Genomic DNA, 18,435 nt, shown 5'->3' on the forward strand with positions numbered 1-18,435 from the left:
TTCCCCAGGGTTTACCGAAGAAAAACCGCTGAATGGCGTTTTTTGAGTGTTATCTGCCGCTTTCTCTCTTGCCCTCAGCGCTTGGGTCTACGATTCTTCAAGAACAACGACAACACCCGAGAAGCCACCATGAAAACCGTCGCCCAACTGCTCAAGCTCAAAGATCAGAAGAATCAGGAAGTGCACCAGATCAAACCTGATCACATGGTGCTGGAAGCGCTGATGAAGATGGCCGAGAAAAACGTCGGCGCCTTGCTGGTGGTGGAAAATGACAAGGTGGTGGGCATCATCAGTGAGCGTGATTACGCACGCAAACTGGTGCTGCATGGCCGTTCTTCGGTAGGCACGCCGGTGCGCGACATCATGGTTTCCAATGTGATCACCGTGGACACCCATCAAACCGTCGATACGTGCCTGGGCATCATGTCCGACCGACGCCTGCGCCACCTGCCGGTAGTGGAAAACGGCAAGTTGATTGGATTGCTGTCGATCGGTGACCTGGTGAAGGAAGCGATTGCCGAACAGGCGGAGCTGATTCGCCAGCTGGAGCAGTACATTCGCGGCGAGTAACCCGAACCCACCACAAAACCCTGTAGGAGCCGGGCTTGCCCGCGATGGGATCAACCCGGTTTGCCGTCACACCGAGTCGTCTGCATCGCGGGCAAGCCCGGCTCCCACAAAAGCCCGTGCCCACCGTAAATATTCGGTGTTCAGACGGGCCAATGCCGGGCGAAGACCGGGGCCAATGTCGGGTGCCGGTCGATGCGCTCCAGCCACGCGAAAAAACCGGGCCGGGCGTTGCGTAAATGCTCCCGACTCCCACCCCACCTCGACACCACGGCTGCCAGCACATCCAGCGCCCCCGGCGTCTCATCGCCCAGGTACAGCTCGCCGGAAAACTGATCGGCAAACACCTCCCAGCTCCAGTGCAATCGCGCGCGGGCACCGGCCATGAGGTTTTGCCTGGACGTCTCATCCGTCTCGGCCAACCAGCGTTCGGGGTAATCGATAATCCCGATGGCCGCGTAGCAATTGCTGACGATGTACGTAAGGCCGCGGATCGCCTGATCGCGGTCAGCAGCCAGTGACGGCAACAGGTTCGACACAGGGAATGTCAGCCCGAGATGAATCAGGATCGCTGCACTTTCGGTCAGGATGCTGCCATCGGGCAATTGCAGTGTCGGAATCTGCTTGAGCCGATTGAGCTTCTCCAGCGCCTGGGCGGCCTCCGAGGACAATTCGACGTCGATGAAGCGATAAGGAATTTCGCACAACTCCAGCGCCGCTTCTATCGCCGCCGCGCCTGAGTTCTGGTGTCCATAGAGTTGATACATGGTGCGGCCTCCTGGCGAGACGAGAATGTGATCATTAGAGGCGTCACCTGTCGGTCGTGGTGATCCAGTTCATCAGTGTAGAAGCGTCGCCCCCCCCTACCCGCACCATCCGACGACTGAACCATTACGCCCGCGTGGGGCATCTCACAGAGACTATCAATGCGGTCAATGTTCACCATCACATCAATGAAGTTCTCATAAAAAATCCTCGGCGTAACATCCGCTCCATACCAACCAATAAATACCCCGGAGCACACCATCATGAAACGCCAAACTCTCCTCGCTATCGCTTTCTCGGTCTTTGCAGTCAACGCTTTTGCCGCAACCTCTGCTCAACCTGTGGTCGCTGAAGGCGGCTCGGATCGCCTGATTGAAAGCCGTGTGGCTGAAGGGGGTTCGGATCGTTTGATCGAAAACCGCGTAGCCGCAGATGGTTCCGACCATCTGATCGAAAACCGCGTAGCCGCTGATGGTTCCGATCGCCTGATGCAGAACCGCGTTGCCGAAGGTGGCTCTGACCGTCTCATCGAAAGCCGCGCCGCATAAATGCAGGGTTTTACCGCAGTACTCAATGAAAAACCCGGCCTGACCCGCCGGGTTTTTTTACGCCTGTGTTTTGTGCCGGATTACTGGCCAGCCCGCGTCATGCAACGCTGATAACGCTCATCGACCCGCTTGGCAAACCATGCAGTGGTGAGCTTTCGTGTGATTTTCGGGCTTTGCAGCTCGATCCCCGGCAACACCGCACGAGGCAATGCCCTGCCCTCGGCCTGATCGGCCAGCGCGAACACTCGCCGGTAGAGTTCCGTCTCTTCGAATTTAAGACTGTTGCCCTCCTCCAACTGATTACGAATCGTCGTATTGCGCATACCCAACTGCTTGCCGATGCTGCGCACCGCCACTTCCGTGGTACCGGGCATGATCGAGTCATAGCGGACCAGATCGCCATCCAGCGCCAACGGGATGCCTGACACCCGACTCAAGGCGTTCTGAAACGCCGCATTGCGGCTGGCGTACCAACCGGCGTTGAAATCAGCGAAGCGATACAGCGGTTGTGTGTAGCTCACCGGGTACCCCAGCAAGTGGGCGATGCCGAAGTACATGCCGCCGCGCCGAGTGAACACCTCATGGCGAATCGAGCCTTCCACCGGGTACGGATAGTTTTGCGTCTGCTGTTCGGCGAACTCGATACTGACCTGCATCGGTCCGGCGGTGTGTACCGGATTGAAGCCACCGAACAGGGTCTTGCCCATGGGCACCATGCCAATGAAATCATCGAAAATCGCGCTGAGTTCCTTTTCACTGCGCGCCGCGTTTAGACGGTCGCTGTAGCTTTTGCCGTTGGGTGATTTGATCTGCAGCGCGCCACTGATCAACAGGCCGGGAATGTGGGCTTTAGCGGCGCGACGGTCGATTTCGTCCCGAGCGATTTTGCCCAGGCCCGGCACAGGCGGGTCGACCTGGAAGTTGGATTCCTGCTCGGTCACGGCGAACACCGAACACAGGTTCTGCGTGGACGGATAGATTTTCTGGGCGGCGAAGGCGGCATAAATGTCGGTGGCCCAACCTTGGCGATCCGTGGTGTTGGCCGGCAGCAGGCGCACGATTTCGGCCTTGACCTCGGCGGGCGGGCGCGCGGGTGGTTCCTGCGGGCGCTGCGTGCCGCAACCGGCCAGCAGCAATAGCGCCGCGCCCCCCATGATCAATCGACTGGCTAGCATGGTGCTCCATCAAATCCGTTGAGTCGGGTTAACCATACGACCAATGGCATGGCGCAGGCTATGACTCCTGCGGCCGCGCCCTGTTCCATCGTCATGTCTGCGGAGCCTTTTTCCGTTGGGCGGTCAGCCTTCCGGCCGGCTGCGCCTGAACCATACTTGAGCCAGTCACCGAGGAGGACAGGCTCATGCATCGTAGCGACGTACTGATCGTCGGCGCCGGCCCGACCGGGTTGGTCCTGGCGTTATGGTTGAGCAAACTGGGGATCCGCGTGCGGATTATCGACAAGACGTCGGCGCCCGGTACCACGTCGCGTGCGCTGGCGGTCCAGGCGCGGACGCTGGAGCTTTATCGCCAGCTCGACCTCAGCGAGGCCGTGGTGCAAAAGGGTCATCGCGTGGCAGGCGCCAATTTCTGGGTCAGCGGTGAATCGGTTGCACGATTGCCACTGAGCAACATCGGCGCAGGGCTGACACCCTATTCCTTCATGGAAATCTTTCCACAAGACCAGCACGAACGACTACTGATCGAGCGGCTTGAAACCTTCGGCATCAAAGTGGAACGCGGCACCGAACTGGAGGACTTCGAGGAAACCGGCGATGGCATCACCGCCCACTTACACCTGCCCGATGGCCAACAGGAAACCTGCCAGGCGTGTTATCTGGCCGGTTGCGACGGCGCCCGTTCGATAGTGCGTAAAAAGCTGGACACCGGGTTTCCCGGTGGCACCTACCAACAGATTTTCTACGTGGCGGATGTGCAGGCCAGCGGGCCGGCACTCAACGGCGAACTGCACGTGGACCTTGATGAAGCGGATTTCCTCGCGGTGTTCCCACTGGCCGGAGAAGGTCGAGCCCGGCTGATCGGCACGGTGCGTGACGAGCGTGCCGAACGGGCGGACACCTTGCACTTTGAAGACGTCAGCAGCCGGGCCATCGAACACATGAAGGTGCAGATCGGACACGTCAACTGGTTCTCGACTTACCGGGTGCATCACCGGGTGGCCGATCACTTTCGCACCGGGCGCGCGTTTTTGTTGGGTGACGCGGCCCACGTGCACAGCCCGGCCGGGGGCCAGGGCATGAACACCGGGATTGGCGACGCGATCAACCTGGCGTGGAAATTCGCAGCGGTGTTGGGTGGTGCAGCCGAGGCCAAACTGCTCGATACCTATGAAACCGAGCGCATCGCCTTTGCGCGCAAACTCGTCGCCACCACCGACCGCGTATTCAGTTTCGCCACCGCAGAGGGACGCTTGGCCGATGTGCTGCGAACACGGCTAGCGCCCTTCGTGATCCCCAAAATGGCCTCGTTTGAAACGTCTCGCGAGTTCCTGTTTCGCACGGTCTCGCAGATCACCCTGAACTATCGCGGCATGCCGTTGAGCACCGGCGTTGCCGGGCACGTACACGGCGGCGATCGCCTGCCCTGGGCGCATGATGGCGAGGGTGACAACTTTGAATCACTGAGAAATCCGACCTGGCAGGTGCACGTGTATGGCGACACCAGCGACGAAATGATCGCCTGGTGCATCGAGCACCATCTGCCTTTGCATGTGTTTGACTGGCGACCGGCGTTTGAAGCGGCGGGGTTGGGGCGTAACGGGTTTTACCTGCTGCGCCCGGACACGTACGTGGCGATTGCCGAAACGTGTTCCGATCCGAAAGTGATTGAGCGGTACTTCAAGCACCACGGGATCCGGCCCTACTTCGGCACGCCCTGATTCAACACCGTAGACATGTTGCGTTTAGATCCCGGCCAGGGCCAGGTCCATTGCGAAGTAGGTGAAGATCAGATCCGCACCGGCCCGCTTGATCGCCCCCAGGCTTTCACGCACCACTCGATCCTCATCGATCGCCCCTGCTTGCGCAGCGAATTTGATCATCGCGTACTCGCCGCTGACCTGATACGCCGACAGCGGCAAACGCGACACTTCGCGGATGTCGCGGATGATGTCGAGGTAGGCGCCGGCCGGCTTGACCATCAGTGCGTCCGCGCCTTCCTGTTCGTCCATCAGCGATTCGCGTACTGCTTCGCGGCGGTTCATCGGATTCATTTGATAGCTTTTACGATCACCCTTGAGTGCGCTGCCACCGGCTTCACGGAACGGGCCGTAGAGCGCCGACGCGAACTTGGTCGAATAGGCCATGATCGCAGTCTGGCTGAAACCGGCGGCATCCAGCGCCCGGCGAATCGCCTGGACCTGCCCGTCCATCGCCGCCGACGGAGCAATCACATCGGCGCCCGCCCTCGCGGCAGCCACCGCTTGTTTACCAAGGTTGATCAGGGTCTGGTCGTTATCGACTTCGTGGTTGTGCATCACGCCGCAATGGCCGTGGTCGGTGTATTCGCAGAAGCATGTGTCAGACATCACAATCATGTCCGGCACGGCATCCTTGGCGATTCGCGACATGCGCGACACCAGCCCGTTGTCGCTCCAGGTGTCGCTGCCGCTGCTGTCCAGATGATGCGATACGCCGAAGGTCATGACCGACTTGATACCGGCGCGGGCATAGCGCTCGATTTCTCCGGCCAGTTTCGACTCCGGAATGCGCATCACGCCGGGCATGCTTTTGATCGGCACGAAATCGTCGATTTCTTCCTCGACAAAAATCGGCAACACCAGATCGTTCAAGCTGAATTCGGTTTCCTGGAACAGGCTGCGCAGGCTCGCATTGCGGCGCAGACGGCGTGGACGTGCTTCGGGGAACTGGCTGGACATGGGCACTCCTGAAAAACAGAGGATGAGACTAACGTCGTAGGGGGCGAAGCTTATGCCTTGCTCGGTGCAAGGCACAAACCTCAGGCACGGAACAAACCCTTACCGGTTCGGCAATAATCCCCGCGACCAACACAGAACCCTGTGGGAGACTCTACGTTGCAGGCTCGCTCTCACAGGTTTGGATTCACACAGAATTAAAGCTTCAGGGTCCCGGAAATACAGGTCACCACCGCTCCCCCAATCCAGATTTCATCACCCACCTGATCCACCTGAATGCGCCCCGCCCGCCCCATCGTCAGGCCCTGGCTGACCACATAGGACACTGGTGCCAAGCCCTCGGCGAGTAACCACTGCGCTATCCCGGCATTCAAACTGCCTGTAGCCGGATCTTCCGGCATGCCATCCCCGGAGATAAAGGCCCGTACTTCGAATTGCGCTTCATCACCATCACGCACGGGATTCCACGGTGCGATCACGCCGACCGCCAGGCCCAGCATTTGCGAGTGATCCGGTTGCAAGTCCAGCACCTGCTGGCGGTCCGCGAGCATCACCGCCAGCCAGCCAGCACCGTTATCCACCCACTGCGCCCGGACAATCGCACCGACCGCCAGACCGAGCCCGCGTCGCACGCGCTCCACCCGTTCGGCGTCCACCGGGCCGGCGTTGATCAGGGGTGGCGCGAGAAAGGCCAGCTCCGCGCCTTGTCGACGGACCCGTACCAGCCCGACTCCGCACTCCTGAATGATCTCCTCGCCCTTGGGCACGCCTCCCGCCTCAAGCCAGGCATGGCAAGTGCCCAGGGTCGGATGACCGGCGAAAGGCAACTCGTTCAGGGTGGTGAAGATCCGCACACGATAGTCGGCCCGCGGATCGCGCGGTTCCAGCACGAACGTGGTTTCACTGAGGTTGGTCCAGGTCGCGAACGCCGCCATTTGTTCGTCACTGAGCGCGTCGGCCCCGAACACAACCGCCAGCGGATTGCCCTTCAGGGCGACGCGGCTGAAGACATCCACTTGCTTGAAATCGAATGAACGCATGATCTTCCTTGTTCGTGAAACATTCTATTTAGGGTTAGGGATTTCCAGCCCACGGATCACTGCCGGCCGCGCCAAGAAGCGCTCCAGCACGCGCGTGACGTTCTTGAAGTCCTTGATGCCCACCAGATCGCCGGCCTCGTAGAAGCCGATCAGGTTGCGCACCCACGGAAACGTCGCGATGTCGGCGATGGTGTAGCGTTCGCCCATGATCCAGTCACGCCCTTGAAGGCGTCCATCCAAAACCTTTAACAAACGTCTACTTTCCTCGACGTAACGGTCGCGGGGACGTTTGTCTTCGTAGTCCTTGCCAGCAAATTTGTTGAAAAAACCAACCTGGCCGAACATCGGCCCGATGCCGCCCATCTGGAACATCAGCCACTGAATCGTCTCGTAACGCGCGGCGGTTTCCTGCGCGAGCAACTGCCCGCTCTTGTCGGCGAGGTAAATCAGAATCGCCCCGGACTCGAACAATGGCAGGGGTTTGTCCTCGGGACCATGAGGGTCGAGGATGGCCGGGATCTTGTTGTTGGGGCTCAACGACAAAAACTCGGGGGACAGTTGATCCTGAGTGTCGAAGCCGACCCGATGCGGCTCGTAGGGCAGCCCGATCTCTTCAAGCATGATCGAAACTTTGACGCCGTTGGGGGTAGGCAAGGAGTAGAGCTGAATCCAGTCAGGGTATTGGGCCGGCCATTTTTGGGTAATCGGGAACGTGGACAGATCAGTCATCAGTAGCCTCCATCGCCTAAGAAAGGGTTGAGCATAATCCAGGATTGGTGCTCACAGGTTGCGATCTTTTCGCGTTATCGAAACCGCTGATGATGACGATCAAAAGATGTCAGCCTTCGCCAACGCGTCTACGTGTAGGGTGTCCATAAATTCGCAACATCTTGTCGATAACCTTGACTGCACGCTGTTGAAGGTTATCGATAAAGTGCCGCGCACTCGCCGGTATCGAACCAAACAGGCTCAGAGGACTCTGAGAAATGCCCTTTCGGACACGGACCGGCCCAACGACATGGAAAACACCCGAAGCTGGGAGCTGGTGGTGTAAAGGTTTGTCAGCCTTAACTGAATGCGCTGAAGATCCCTTATTCACATGATGAACCTGTCCAGATTCGCCAAACGCTTCAAACACCGTGCGTATGTTTTTCTGCCGGCGCTGCTGGCGGCGAGCGCGTTGTTTTTGTCGTTGGAGTCCAGCGAAAGCCGCGCCCAACCGGCGGACGGCACTCAGACCCTGGTGTTCCTGCGTCACGCAGAAAAACCCGAAGGAGGTCTGGGCCAGCTCAATTGCCAGGGCCTCAACCGCGCCATCGACCTGGCCACCTTGTTGCCGGAAAAATTCGGCAAGGCCAACTACGTGTTTGCCGCCAACCCGACGCGCAACGTCGAGGAAGGCGAACTGGACAATTCCTACAGTTACATCCGTCCCCTGATGACCATCAGCCCCAGCGCGATCAAGCTCGGCTTGCCGGTCAACATCAAGTTCTCGGCCAACGATACCAGCGACCTGGCGGACGAATTGCTCCACGACAAGTACCACAACTCCATCATCTACACCGCCTGGTCCCACGGCTATCTGCCCGAGTTGATCAACAAAGTCGCTGGAGATGCAGTCGGCAAGAAACAGAACATCACCGAGGACTGGGAGTCCAGCGACTTCGATTCGGTGTACGTACTGACCCTGACCTGGCACAACGGCAAGGCCAGTCTCGTCAGTCACAGTTACAAACAAGGCCTGGATAACGGCTCTCAGACTTGTCCGACCTAAGCGGTCGACAACTTCCCACGCGCGGTGAAGACCACGGCAGTCAAGGGGCGGGCTATCATGTATCCAACTCTCCCTTGTCTGGACTCTCTCCATGTCACTCTCTTCCGCAGCTGTCCCCGCCCGGGGTTGGTCGTTCTGGTGGAAACCCGCTCTTTTCGTCCTGGTCGCCTGTATCGGCCTCTATTACGTCAAGTGGTCGCCCTACTACCTGAAAGCCTTCATCGCCGCTGACAACCACAGCATCGGCGCCTCCATCCTCAACGACGAACAGACCGCGCCGCTGGCCGCTGCCCTGACCTATGCCAAGGTGTATTTCCTGGCGATCTGGAAAGCCGCCGTACTGGCGGTGATTCTCGGTTCCCTCCTGCAAGTGTTGATTCCACGGGACTGGCTGTTGCGCCTGTTCGGTCGCGCCAGCTTCGCGTCGACCCTGCGCGGCGGCCTGTTCGCCCTGCCGGGGATGATGTGCTCGTGCTGCGCCGCCCCGGTGGCCGCGAGCATGCGACGCTCGAATGTCTCGGTTGGCGCAGCACTGGCCTTCTGGATTGGCAACCCGGTGCTCAACCCGGCGACCCTGGTGTTCATGGGATTTGTGCTGGGTTGGGGGTTCACGGCGTTGCGCCTGGTTGCAGGGATTGTGCTGGTGTTCGGGGTGTCGATGGTCGCTCAGCGCATCAGTGGTCCGGAAACACTGCCTGAAGCGGCTGTCGAGGCGGTCGCCGAAGCCAGCGAGAAAGACACGCAACCCTTCCTGACGCGCTGGGGTAAAACCCTGTGGCAGTTGTTCTGGAGCACTATTCCGGTTTACATCGTGGCGGTCATGGTGCTGGGCGCGGTGCGGGTCTGGGTGTTTCCGCATATTGACGGGGCCATGGCCAACAGCCTGCTCTGGCTGGTGCCGCTGGCGATCATCGGCACGTTGTTTGTGATTCCGACCGCGGCGGAAATCCCGATCGTGCAAACCATGATGACCTTGGGCATGGGCATCGCCCCGGCCGTGGCGTTGCTGATGACCCTGCCGAGCATCAGCCTGCCGTCACTGCTGATGCTACGCAAGGATTTCGATGCCCGGGTGCTGGTGAGCGTGGCGCTGATGACCATGGGCGTTGGAGTGGTTAGCGGGTTGATCGGGGCTGCTTTGCTCTAAGATACTTGGCGCCTGCAAGTGCCTCTTCGCGAGCAAGCTCGCTCCCACAGTGGATCCTGGTGGTACACGATATTTGTGTTCACTGAAGATCTAATGTGGGAGCGAGCTTGCTCGCGATGGGGCCGGAAAAGACAATTCACCCTCGCTGGTTCACCCGCTCCCGCAGGTATTCAAGAACCGCCGCCTTCTCCCCGGCAAACTCAATCCGCGCCCCTTTCTTCTCCCGCTGAAACGCATACATCGGGTCGTAATACTCACGTAGCAACCCTTCGATCCAGCCCCGATGCAGGTCCACTGCGCCGCTTCGGCCCTGCTCCGCCAAGGCCTCTTCCATCACTATCAGCATCCGCCGATGGCGCTCGCCACCCAGGCGCTTCTGCACGTTGTTGAGGCTTTCCAGCAAGCGCTCGGAAAACCGCGCAAAGCCTTCATCGCCATGCACGCCAATGAACTCGGCACACAAGTCCACCACGTAGTCGCGCAATATCCGTTCGACGCGGCCCTCAAGGCTGTCTTCCAGCCAGACCATTGAAAATTGCTGCATGCCCTGATACAGCGGCAACGGCAAGGCGCAACTGCCGACCGCCCGGCTCTCGTCTTCCAGTACAAACTGCTCGATGCCGTGGGCACGCTTCTTCAGGACATCCACTGCCAGACGGTTTTCGAAATCGATGTTGGACGGTTGCCCGGTCGCGCGCTTTCCGAAGCTGGAGCCGCGGTGATTGGCGTGGCCCTCTAGGTCAAGACCATTGCTCAACTGCGTCAGCACCTCTGTCTTGCCGGTGCCGGTCATCCCACCCAACAAGACAAAATCGCACTGGGCGACCGCCTGATCGAGCGTGTCCAACAAGAAAGTGCGCATGGCCTTGTAGCCGCCACCCACCCGAGGATAGTCAATGCCAGTCTCGTCCTTGAGCCACTGCTGGACGATCTGCGAGCGCAAACCGCCGCGAAAACAATACAAATACCCCTCAGGGTGCATCCGGGCAAAATCGGCCCAGGCCTGGATGCGCTCAGCCTTGATCTCGCCGGACACCAGTTGATGCCCCAGCGTAATGGCGGCCTGCTGCCCGTGCTGCTTGTAGCAGGTGCCGATGCGCTGGCGCTCGCTGTCATTCATCAGCGGCAGGTTGACCACGCCGGGGAATGAACCCTTGCTGAATTCCACCGGCGCGCGGGCATCCATCATCGGTCGGTCGTTGAGAAAGATCTCGCGGTAATCGGTGAAGTCGATCGACATCAAAACACCTCAACCGCGTGTGTCTGTCGCTCAACCAGTTCACCGATCGGTTCCAGGTTCAGGCCCAGTTCCGCCGCCACCGCAAGGAACCGTTCATTGCCCTCGGGCGTGACCGCAATCAGCAGGCCACCACTGGTCTGCGGATCGCACAGCACGCGTTTGTGCAATTCCTGAAGACGTCCCAGTTTGCTGGCGTAACTGTCGAAATTGCGCAGTGTCCCGCCCGGCACGCAGCCCTGCTCGAGGTAATACTCGACACCCGGCAGACGTGGCACACGGTTGTATTCGATGCGGGCGGTCAGTTGGCTGCCGTCGGCCATTTCCACCAGGTGCCCCAGCAGACCAAACCCGGTGACGTCAGTCATCGCGGTCACGCCGTCAAGCTTGCCGAAACGGCTGCCGGGTTTGTTCAGGGTGCACATCCAGTCGCGGGCCAGGCCAATGTCGGCGGTGCGCAACTTGCCCTTCTTCTCGGCGGTGGTGAGGATGCCGATGCCCAGCGGCTTGGTCAGATAGAGCAGACAACCAGCCGTAGCCGTGTCGTTGCGCTTCATGTGGCGTTTTTCCACCAGACCGGTCACGGCCAGGCCGAAGATCGGCTCCGGTGCATCGATGGAGTGCCCACCCGCCAGCGGGATCCCGGCCTCGTCGCAGACCGAGCGGCCGCCGCGAATCACTTCACGGGCAATTTCCGGCGCCAGCACATTCACCGGCCAGCCGAGAATCGCAATGGCCATCAACGGGTCGCCGCCCATGGCATAAATGTCGCTGATGGCATTGGTGGCGGCGATGCGGCCGAAGTCGAACGGGTCGTCGACGATGGGCATGAAGAAATCCGTGGTCGAGACCACGCCGCGTTCTTCATCAATGGCGTACACCGCCGCGTCATCGCGCGAGGCGTTGCCGACCCAGAGTTTGGGGTCGAGGTTCTGCGCCCCGCTGCCGGCCAGAATCACTTCCAGAACCTGAGGCGAGATTTTGCAACCACATCCTGCGCCGTGGCTGTATTGGGTCAGACGAATCGGCTCGCTCATGGGGTGCACCTTATGGGATCAATGCGGCCGATTCTAGCAGACGAGATTGATGGCGACTGTGCCGGCCCCATCGTCGGAACGCCGCCCGAAGGGGCCGGTACAACCAGCATCAGTGTCAGTTATGGCAACAGAATCACCTTGTCACCAGCCCCCTGATTCACTTCCGAGTACCGCTCAAGGCCTTCCGCCAGCGGTGATTCAAACAACCCCTCGGGCAACGGCAACAAATCCTGATCAAAGAACTTACCGAAGTGATCGAGCATCGCTGCACACGCCTGAACCCCATACAGCAACGAATTGATCCCCACCACTGAGCCGCCCTTGCGATACAGCGCGAGGGCCGGCAGTTGCACCATGCCGTCTACCGGCGCGGCGATGATGGCGATGCGGCCGAAGGTGGCCAGGGCCGCGACCGAGGCCGGGAGCCAGAAGCCGGTGGTGTCGAAAATCACGTCGGCGCCGCCGCTGTACACGGCGTTCACCTGGGCGCCCAAGTCCTCGGGTTTATCCAGTTGCAGGGTCTGAAAGCCCTGAGCCTGCAACTCCTTGACCTGTTCCGGTCGCCGCGCCGCCGCCAGCACCTGGGCGCCGCGTACCTTGGCCAGCGCCAACGCCGCGCTGCCCACCGCCCCGCCGCCGATCACCAATAACCGCGTTTGCGCCGTCACCAGGCTGCGCTCCAACGCATCCCACGCCGTGGTATAGGGCACGCCGAGGCTCGCGGCCTGGGCAAAACTCAGGTGGGTTGGCTTGAGCGCCACGCCGTTCGCCGGCAGCTTGACGAATTGCGCATGGGAGCCGTCGGCAAAGAACCCCAGCTCACGCCCGGTGCCCCAGACTTCCTGGCCGATCAATGCCTGCGGTCCTTCAACCACGACACCGGCAAAATCGCGACCGGGAATCCTTGGCAATGTGGTGTAGGGGAAACGTCCCAGGACGTTCTTCACATCGCTGGGGTTGAGGCCAGCGGCCTTGATCTGCACCAACACTTCATCGGCGCCGGGAACAGGAGTTGGCACGTCAACGTAGCGCAAGGCCGAGAGGTCACCTGTTTTGTCGAACTGCAATGCTTTCATGAGCGTTTCCATCGAAAAATGAACGATTCAGGAGATCCATCCAGCGACCAATTGCCGGCCCATGGGCCACAACTTTTCACCGGCCAGCATGCCGAGCAGCCCGACCAGCGCGATGGCCGGTGGTGCGGGGGAACGAAAGTCCAGTGCGCCGTAGAGCAAACCGACGCCCAGACCGATGACCAGCGAGATGAGGTAGCTCATGGCGGACTCCGTGGGCAATGAAGACAGGCCCAAAGTCTAGTGCGAGGTGACAGTGGGCACCGGCCAAGTGCTTCTGAATTTCGGCCAAACCCGCAATGCCGGCTGCTAGGGGTCGCGGTTATGGCTGGAAAATTGTGAAGGCGCGACACCCAGCTCCCGGCGGAACATGTCACTGAAACTGCTCGGCGAATAGCCCAGCTCGCGGGCGATTGCGCTGACCGGCACGCCCTGAATCAGCTCGGCAACCGCCGTCGCCAACTGCACCTGTCGTCGCCACTCGGCGAAGCCCATGCCCAGACCGTCCTTGAACAAGCGCGCCAGGGTGCGCACGCTGGCGCCGGTGTTTTCAGCGTGTTGTTCGAACGGGATGTCCAGTGAGGGTACGGCCATGACCGCCTGACAGAGGCTCATCAGGCGTCGGTCGGAATCATCGGGCAATGGGATTTTCAACAGAGAGCGCCTGGCTCGTCTAAGCTCCAGCAGCGCCAGGCCGACCAGCGCTTCGTAATACTCGGGCGCACTTTCGTTGCCCTGCTCGACCAAGCCCAGGATCAATTCACGCAGCAAGCCGCCGACTTCGATGACCTGGACCGTATTGTCCAGCGTGGCGGCCAGGGACGGCCGCAGATAGATGTTGCGCATCTGCAGGTCCGACACCACACGAATCCCGTGAGGTACGCCCGGCGGTAGCCATACCGCCCGTTGCGGCGGCACCACCAACGCCTCGTGAGGCGTTTCAACCCACATCACCCCGCTCATTGCATACAGCAATTGGCCCCAGACATGTTCGTGCGGCTCGATAAAAAGGCCACGCGGATAGGTGCGCGCCAGCGGTTGCACGGGCACATCGGTGTCACTCAGGTCAGGGGGCGCGGCAAGGGCCATGGGACAGCAATCATTGAGGTTTTCAGGTCATGCATGGTAACCAGCCCACGGCCTTGTCGCCACTGGCCGCCGCCGTCTGACAATAAGACTGAATTTTCCGTAACCCCAACGATCCTTCTATTACCACAGGGAGGAATACGGGCTTTATGAACAACGCAAAACTATTCGTCATTGAATACACCCTTCATGGCGTCCCCAAGTCATTCATCATCCGCCTGGACAAGATGAACAACGCGGAGGCCTGGCATTGGGCGAGCTGCGACGCCGGAGTGGGCAGAATCCCGCGATTCGGCCGCGAGAAGGTGCAAAAGACCAGCAAACCGATGGCGGAAAAGTTCGGGGTCGAGAATGTGAAGTGGCGGCCGGCGAGTTAATGAAATGGGGCCTGATCAGGCCCCATTATTTTGCAATGCACTACTTCCCGTGAGCACACTTGCAGCCCTTGCTGGAGCATGCTTCGCCATGTTCATGGTGCTTGGCGCAGGCCTCGCAGCAATAGTGTTTACCGTGGCGCGCTATCGGATGCTCGCCCAGCTTGCATGAGCATTTGGGGCAATCGCAGATACTGTCACTATTGATCATGAGTCGGACTCCATTGATGTGGTCGTCGAGGTGCCGCACAGGCGGCCCGTCTTACCAGTGTAGGAGTTTGTGTCAGGCCTGCCGTGTGCTGCTGCGATACATGAACACCAACGCCAGCCCCAGGCACACCATCGCCACGATCCGGCTGTTCGACAGTTCGATGGCCGGATTGCCCAGCCAGCCGAAATTGTCGATCAGCATGCCCATGCCGAGTTGCCCGACAATCACCGCCACGGTCGCCACCGCCGTGCCGATCCTTGGCACCGCGCCGACCATGACCATCATGTACACCACGCCGAACAGTGCGCCGCTGAGCTGCCACTTCGGCACGTCCAGCAAACTCACGGCCTGTGCCGGCTCGAAAAACAGGATCAGCAGCCCGGTCACCACCGCCCCCACCACGAAGGTCAGCAAACTGCTGCGCAACACACCGACCGTTTCGCCCAAACGGCCATTGATCGCCGCCTGCACACTCAACACCGCACCGGCCGCGACGATCACGGCCAACAAAATAATCAGATTCATCATCAACCCCGAGCGATCAGAACAAGTGCCACGACAATCAACAGCAAGGCCAGCCAGCGTTCACCGTTGACCTTTTTGCGACGGGTACCGAACCAGCCGAAGTGGTCGATCAGCACGCTTTTGCCAACCTGTCCGCAGAGGATCGCGATCATGGTCATCGCAATGCCGATGTGTGGGGTGGCCAGGGTCAGCACCACCACGTAAATCGGCCCGAGAAAGCCGCCGATCAATTGCCAGCGCGGCAACGTGTTCAACGCCGGGCCGTGTTGCGGGCCGCTGAACAACAGCAGCAAAAACAGAATCGCCGAGCCAACCCCGAAAATGCTCAACGTCGCCCACAAATGCCCGACCTGAACCCCGAGCGGCCCGAGCAACCCGGCCTCCACGGAAAGGCCCATGCCGGCGAGGATCACCAGCGGCAGCAGCAATAGCCGCAGGCCGGGTTTGGTCGCGGGTGTGGCCGCGGTGTCGATTGAAGACGCTTGCATAAGGGCAACCTATTCGTGATCAGTTGTGGCGGAGATCCTGTAGGAGCCGGGCTTGCCCGCGATGAGGCCGTATCAGTGAATATCGATGTGACTGACAGACCGCCATCGCGGGCAAGTCGGATCGCCGCACCGCCAGCTCCTACAGGTTCAGCGATGCTCATTATCCGGTGGCAGAGCTTTGCGATAAATGGGAGCATCCTGACAACACTTTTGCGTAAACCGCACAGCAGGACGAACCATGCACGGTCTCAATGAACTCGGATTCAAGGCACTTCGGCTGTTTGTCGCCGTGCTCGACTACGGCAGTTTTTCCGAAGTGGCACGGCGCGAAGGTCTGGCGCCCTCTTCGATTTCCCGGCAGATCCAGCTGATGGAACAAGCGCTGAACCAGCAATTGCTCTACCGCCATACCCGCGCGGTCACGCCCACCGAAGCCGGGCGCATGCTCGGCCATCATGCGCGACTGGTGCTGGTGCAACTGGAAGAAGCCGAGCAAGCCTTGCAGGAACAGCAAAGCGAACCCAGCGGGCTGGTGCGAATCAACGCCCCGGTGGTGTTCGGCCAACGGCACCTGACGCCATGGCTGGGGCAATTGTGCGAGCGCTATCCGAAGCTGCAACTGGATATCCAGCAAACCGACCACTACATCGACCCGCTGCAAGAAGGCGCTGACTTGCTGTTTCGCATCGGGCCACTGCACGACTCCAGCATGCAGGCACGGATCCTCGCGTCGCACCGGTTTCAAGTCGCTGCCAGCCCGGCCTACCTCAAACGCCACGGCACGCCGCAGCATCCTGAAGATCTGGCGGCACACCAATGCCTGGCCTACAAAGGCGCGACCGGCCTGCAACGCTGGTTTTTCCGCCAGGATCAGCAGGACTGGACGCCCTACTCGGTCAAAGGGCCGATCACCGGCAACCACGCCGACACCCTGTTGCAAGCGGCGGAGCAAGGGTTGGGGCTGGTGATGTTTCCGTCGTGGTTGATTGGCGAGGCAGTGCGCGAAGGCACGCTGGTGCCGGTGCTGGGGGACTTTGAGGTATCCAACAGCCTTGAGCCGCAGCAGATTGCGGTGTTGTGGCCGGGCAGCCGACGGTTGTCGGTGAAGGTGCGGACGGTGATTGATTTCTTTGTGGAATGCTTTGGGCCTGTGCCGTATTGGGACAGGCCGTAGCGACCTGCCCTGCACGGTATACGATTACTCCGGCATGGAGCGAATGATATCGGCCAAATCTTCCTTGCTGATTTCGTTGGCCTTTACGGCCGCAGCGACATCTTCCTTGGATAGAGGAAAGCGCTTAAAAATTTCTTTCAACGTGTCTGCATCGACATTCGACACCCAAAGCGGATCGATAAAAGATCCGCCATATTCCGGCTTCATAGGCACTTCTTCGTGGGCTATAGCGCCCTTGTGATTTAAATAAACCACATAACGGTCATGTCCTTCGGGAAAGCTTTTGTCGTGATACAGCGTAGTGCCGAGGGGTAGCACGTAGTAATTTTCATCACCGTTTGGCCCTTCGATGAGAAGAGGCTCTTTCGTTTTAATCATTGCCCTATCAGGAGTTTTCGAAACGGCGTGAAGCGCTACACAGGCAATTACAGCCGTGCTTACCAACACCAACACGGCCCACCGGAAACCAAGCTTTATATTCGAAAACATCCTTTTTTTTCCTATCACGCCCCGAAACTCAGGCTCGATCATAGCCTGCAAGCGCGACTCAAACTTCTTTAAGTAACCAACTTTTCAACGAGGAGTTTGCGTCACTGTCAGTTCCAGAACATGCCTACAAGCAAAGCGGCCATTTCGGGCTTTTCGCCGATTGACTGCCCTGCCACCACTCCCTATCCTCGCACCTGTCACGACTCATTCGTGATCGGGTTTGACGGCCTGACATTCTTACGACGCGCATAGCCTTCCTTTGCTCGAGCACTTCTGTGCCCGCTCATTGCATATGGCGACTGTGCGTGGGGCACCTTCGGGTGCGCCGGGTTCGTGAGACCGGTCCGTCAACCTGCGCACAGTTGCCACCCTAATTCGTTTGACGGCGTTTTCGTGGCAGCTTTTCTGAACTTTCACGGAGCTCCACCCATGACGAATCCAACTACAAACTCCACCCCTTTCGCCCCCTGCGATCACGTAGACCACCACCTGTTCGCCGTTCAACCCGGCATCCCGCTACTCGACGCCCTTGAACACGCTTCGGTCTATCTCAGTTGCGCAGAAGCTCTCGCCCATCAAGCCCCTACCGCCACACGGCCGGAACATGGCGCATCGCTACGCTGGGCCAGCCAGCAAATGCTCGGCACCGCACGCTCATTGGTTCAAGCCTCCATCGACGGCATGCACGCGGCAAAATCAGAAGGTGATGCATGAACCCGCATATGCCGATGACCAACAACGAGAGTGATGTTCCGGTTTTACTTGTTTCCACTCAGGCACCGCTGGATGTCTTGCACAGCAATGCCGCCTCACGATTTCTGACTGTGACGCAGATGATGGAAAGCTTGGCGAGTCTGGACATAACCCGGGCCAAAGGGGCTGATGTGCAGCAATTGGCGAAGGCTGCGGCGATGTTGTTGCGCGATGGTTGTGATGTGATGGATGTCTTGGGACGACAGATTCGGGCTGCGGTGGTTTAGCCTCGTGGGAGCGAGCGTGCTCGCGATG

General features: G+C 59.7%; 22 protein-coding genes and 1 pseudogene. 9 read left to right on the forward strand and 14 right to left on the reverse strand.

Annotated elements, in window-relative coordinates; all coding sequences use genetic code 11:
• The first annotated feature begins 129 nt into the window (after positions 1–129).
• Entirely contained in the window at positions 130–570 is a 441-nt protein-coding gene (locus tag NL116_RS20680) for a CBS domain-containing protein (RefSeq protein ID WP_494373809.1), read from the forward strand.
• A 140-nt stretch (positions 571–710) separates the two neighbouring features.
• On the opposite strand, the gene NL116_RS20685 is transcribed toward NL116_RS20680, so the two are convergent.
• Positions 711–1,334: a glutathione S-transferase N-terminal domain-containing protein gene (locus tag NL116_RS20685; protein ID WP_494373810.1), complete on the reverse strand. Its 624-nt coding sequence runs from the start codon at positions 1,332–1,334 to the stop codon at positions 711–713.
• Between the two features lie 261 nt (positions 1,335–1,595).
• Between NL116_RS20685 and NL116_RS20690 the strand changes: the two are divergent.
• Positions 1,596–1,877, forward strand: a pseudogene (locus tag NL116_RS20690) (hypothetical protein); the annotation flags it as partial.
• Positions 1,878–1,960: 83 nt separating this feature from the next.
• On the opposite strand, the gene NL116_RS20695 reads toward NL116_RS20690, so the two are convergent.
• Complete coding sequence (locus NL116_RS20695) at positions 1,961–3,055, reverse strand: DUF1615 domain-containing protein (protein WP_494373811.1); 1,095 nt, start codon at positions 3,053–3,055, stop codon at positions 1,961–1,963.
• A 185-nt stretch (positions 3,056–3,240) separates the two neighbouring features.
• Here NL116_RS20695 and NL116_RS20700 point away from each other — a divergent pair, with 185 nt between their 5' ends.
• Positions 3,241–4,776: an FAD-dependent oxidoreductase gene (locus NL116_RS20700; RefSeq protein WP_494373812.1), complete on the forward strand. Its 1,536-nt coding sequence runs from the start codon at positions 3,241–3,243 to the stop codon at positions 4,774–4,776.
• Positions 4,777–4,800: 24 nt separating this feature from the next.
• Here the strand turns inward: NL116_RS20700 and hemB are convergent, their stop codons facing one another.
• The 3 genes from hemB to NL116_RS20715 form a co-directional block, all read right to left on the reverse strand.
• On the reverse strand, positions 4,801–5,775 hold the full coding sequence (gene hemB, locus NL116_RS20705; protein ID WP_494373813.1) for a porphobilinogen synthase: 975 nt from the start codon (positions 5,773–5,775) through the stop codon (positions 4,801–4,803).
• A gap of 194 nt (positions 5,776–5,969) precedes the next feature.
• A complete protein-coding gene (locus tag NL116_RS20710) occupies positions 5,970–6,812 on the reverse strand; it encodes a PhzF family phenazine biosynthesis protein (RefSeq protein WP_494373814.1) in 843 nt (280 codons plus the stop codon).
• A 24-nt stretch (positions 6,813–6,836) separates the two neighbouring features.
• Entirely contained in the window at positions 6,837–7,541 is a 705-nt protein-coding gene (locus NL116_RS20715; RefSeq protein ID WP_494373815.1) for a glutathione S-transferase family protein, read from the reverse strand.
• 373 nt (positions 7,542–7,914) lie between these two features.
• On the opposite strand from NL116_RS20715, the gene NL116_RS20720 reads away from it, so the two are divergent.
• Together NL116_RS20720 and NL116_RS20725 are read left to right on the forward strand one after the other, a co-directional pair.
• A complete protein-coding gene (locus tag NL116_RS20720; protein WP_494378102.1) occupies positions 7,915–8,586 on the forward strand; it encodes a histidine phosphatase family protein in 672 nt (223 codons plus the stop codon).
• A 91-nt stretch (positions 8,587–8,677) separates the two neighbouring features.
• The gene (locus tag NL116_RS20725; protein ID WP_494373816.1) at positions 8,678–9,733 is read left to right on the forward strand and encodes a permease; all 1,056 of its coding nucleotides are present in this window, start codon (positions 8,678–8,680) and stop codon (positions 9,731–9,733) included.
• A 136-nt stretch (positions 9,734–9,869) separates the two neighbouring features.
• On the opposite strand, the gene mnmH is transcribed toward NL116_RS20725, so the two are convergent.
• From mnmH to NL116_RS20750, 5 genes are all read right to left on the reverse strand, one after another.
• The gene (gene mnmH, locus NL116_RS20730) at positions 9,870–10,973 is read right to left on the reverse strand and encodes a tRNA 2-selenouridine(34) synthase MnmH (protein ID WP_494373817.1); all 1,104 of its coding nucleotides are present in this window, start codon (positions 10,971–10,973) and stop codon (positions 9,870–9,872) included.
• Positions 10,973–12,007 carry a selenide, water dikinase SelD gene (selD, locus tag NL116_RS20735; protein WP_027925430.1) on the reverse strand — a complete coding sequence of 345 codons (1,035 nt, stop codon included), beginning with the start codon at positions 12,005–12,007 and terminating at the stop codon, positions 10,973–10,975. The genes mnmH and selD overlap by 1 nt, the downstream gene beginning before the upstream one ends.
• Before the next feature lie 119 nt (positions 12,008–12,126).
• A complete protein-coding gene (locus NL116_RS20740; protein ID WP_494373818.1) occupies positions 12,127–13,083 on the reverse strand; it encodes a quinone oxidoreductase family protein in 957 nt (318 codons plus the stop codon).
• Between the two features lie 27 nt (positions 13,084–13,110).
• A complete protein-coding gene (locus NL116_RS20745; protein ID WP_081744004.1) occupies positions 13,111–13,284 on the reverse strand; it encodes a DUF1427 family protein in 174 nt (57 codons plus the stop codon).
• A gap of 105 nt (positions 13,285–13,389) precedes the next feature.
• Entirely contained in the window at positions 13,390–14,169 is a 780-nt protein-coding gene (locus tag NL116_RS20750) for an AraC family transcriptional regulator (protein WP_494373819.1), read from the reverse strand.
• A 146-nt stretch (positions 14,170–14,315) separates the two neighbouring features.
• Here NL116_RS20750 and NL116_RS20755 point away from each other — a divergent pair, with 146 nt between their 5' ends.
• Positions 14,316–14,543, forward strand: a complete 228-nt coding sequence (locus NL116_RS20755) for a DUF6555 family protein (protein ID WP_494373820.1) — start codon at positions 14,316–14,318, stop codon at positions 14,541–14,543.
• A gap of 40 nt (positions 14,544–14,583) precedes the next feature.
• Here NL116_RS20755 and NL116_RS20760 read toward each other — a convergent pair whose 3' ends face one another.
• The 3 genes from NL116_RS20760 to NL116_RS20770 form a co-directional block, all read right to left on the reverse strand.
• Complete coding sequence (locus NL116_RS20760) at positions 14,584–14,751, reverse strand: metallothionein (RefSeq protein ID WP_494373821.1); 168 nt, start codon at positions 14,749–14,751, stop codon at positions 14,584–14,586.
• Positions 14,752–14,823: 72 nt separating this feature from the next.
• Positions 14,824–15,279: a DMT family transporter gene (locus NL116_RS20765; protein WP_494373822.1), complete on the reverse strand. Its 456-nt coding sequence runs from the start codon at positions 15,277–15,279 to the stop codon at positions 14,824–14,826.
• A complete protein-coding gene (locus NL116_RS20770) occupies positions 15,279–15,764 on the reverse strand; it encodes a DMT family transporter (protein ID WP_494373823.1) in 486 nt (161 codons plus the stop codon). The genes NL116_RS20765 and NL116_RS20770 overlap by 1 nt, the downstream gene beginning before the upstream one ends.
• A 238-nt stretch (positions 15,765–16,002) precedes the next feature.
• Between NL116_RS20770 and NL116_RS20775 the strand changes: the two genes are divergently transcribed.
• Positions 16,003–16,938 carry a LysR family transcriptional regulator gene (locus NL116_RS20775; RefSeq protein WP_494373824.1) on the forward strand — a complete coding sequence of 312 codons (936 nt, stop codon included), beginning with the start codon at positions 16,003–16,005 and terminating at the stop codon, positions 16,936–16,938.
• 24 nt (positions 16,939–16,962) lie between these two features.
• Here NL116_RS20775 and NL116_RS20780 read toward each other — a convergent pair whose 3' ends face one another.
• Entirely contained in the window at positions 16,963–17,469 is a 507-nt protein-coding gene (locus tag NL116_RS20780; protein WP_494378103.1) for a hypothetical protein, read from the reverse strand.
• 387 nt (positions 17,470–17,856) lie between these two features.
• On the opposite strand from NL116_RS20780, the gene NL116_RS20785 reads away from it, so the two are divergent.
• Positions 17,857–18,141 (forward strand): DUF3077 domain-containing protein, encoded by a 285-nt coding sequence (locus NL116_RS20785; protein WP_494373825.1) that lies wholly within the window; start codon positions 17,857–17,859, stop codon positions 18,139–18,141.
• On the forward strand, positions 18,138–18,407 hold the full coding sequence (locus tag NL116_RS20790; RefSeq protein ID WP_123432459.1) for a short-chain dehydrogenase: 270 nt from the start codon (positions 18,138–18,140) through the stop codon (positions 18,405–18,407). The genes NL116_RS20785 and NL116_RS20790 overlap by 4 nt, the downstream gene beginning before the upstream one ends.
• The last annotated feature ends 28 nt before the right edge of the window (positions 18,408–18,435 follow it).

The sequence above is a fragment of the Pseudomonas sp. FBCC-B1667 genome (assembly GCF_059133255.1).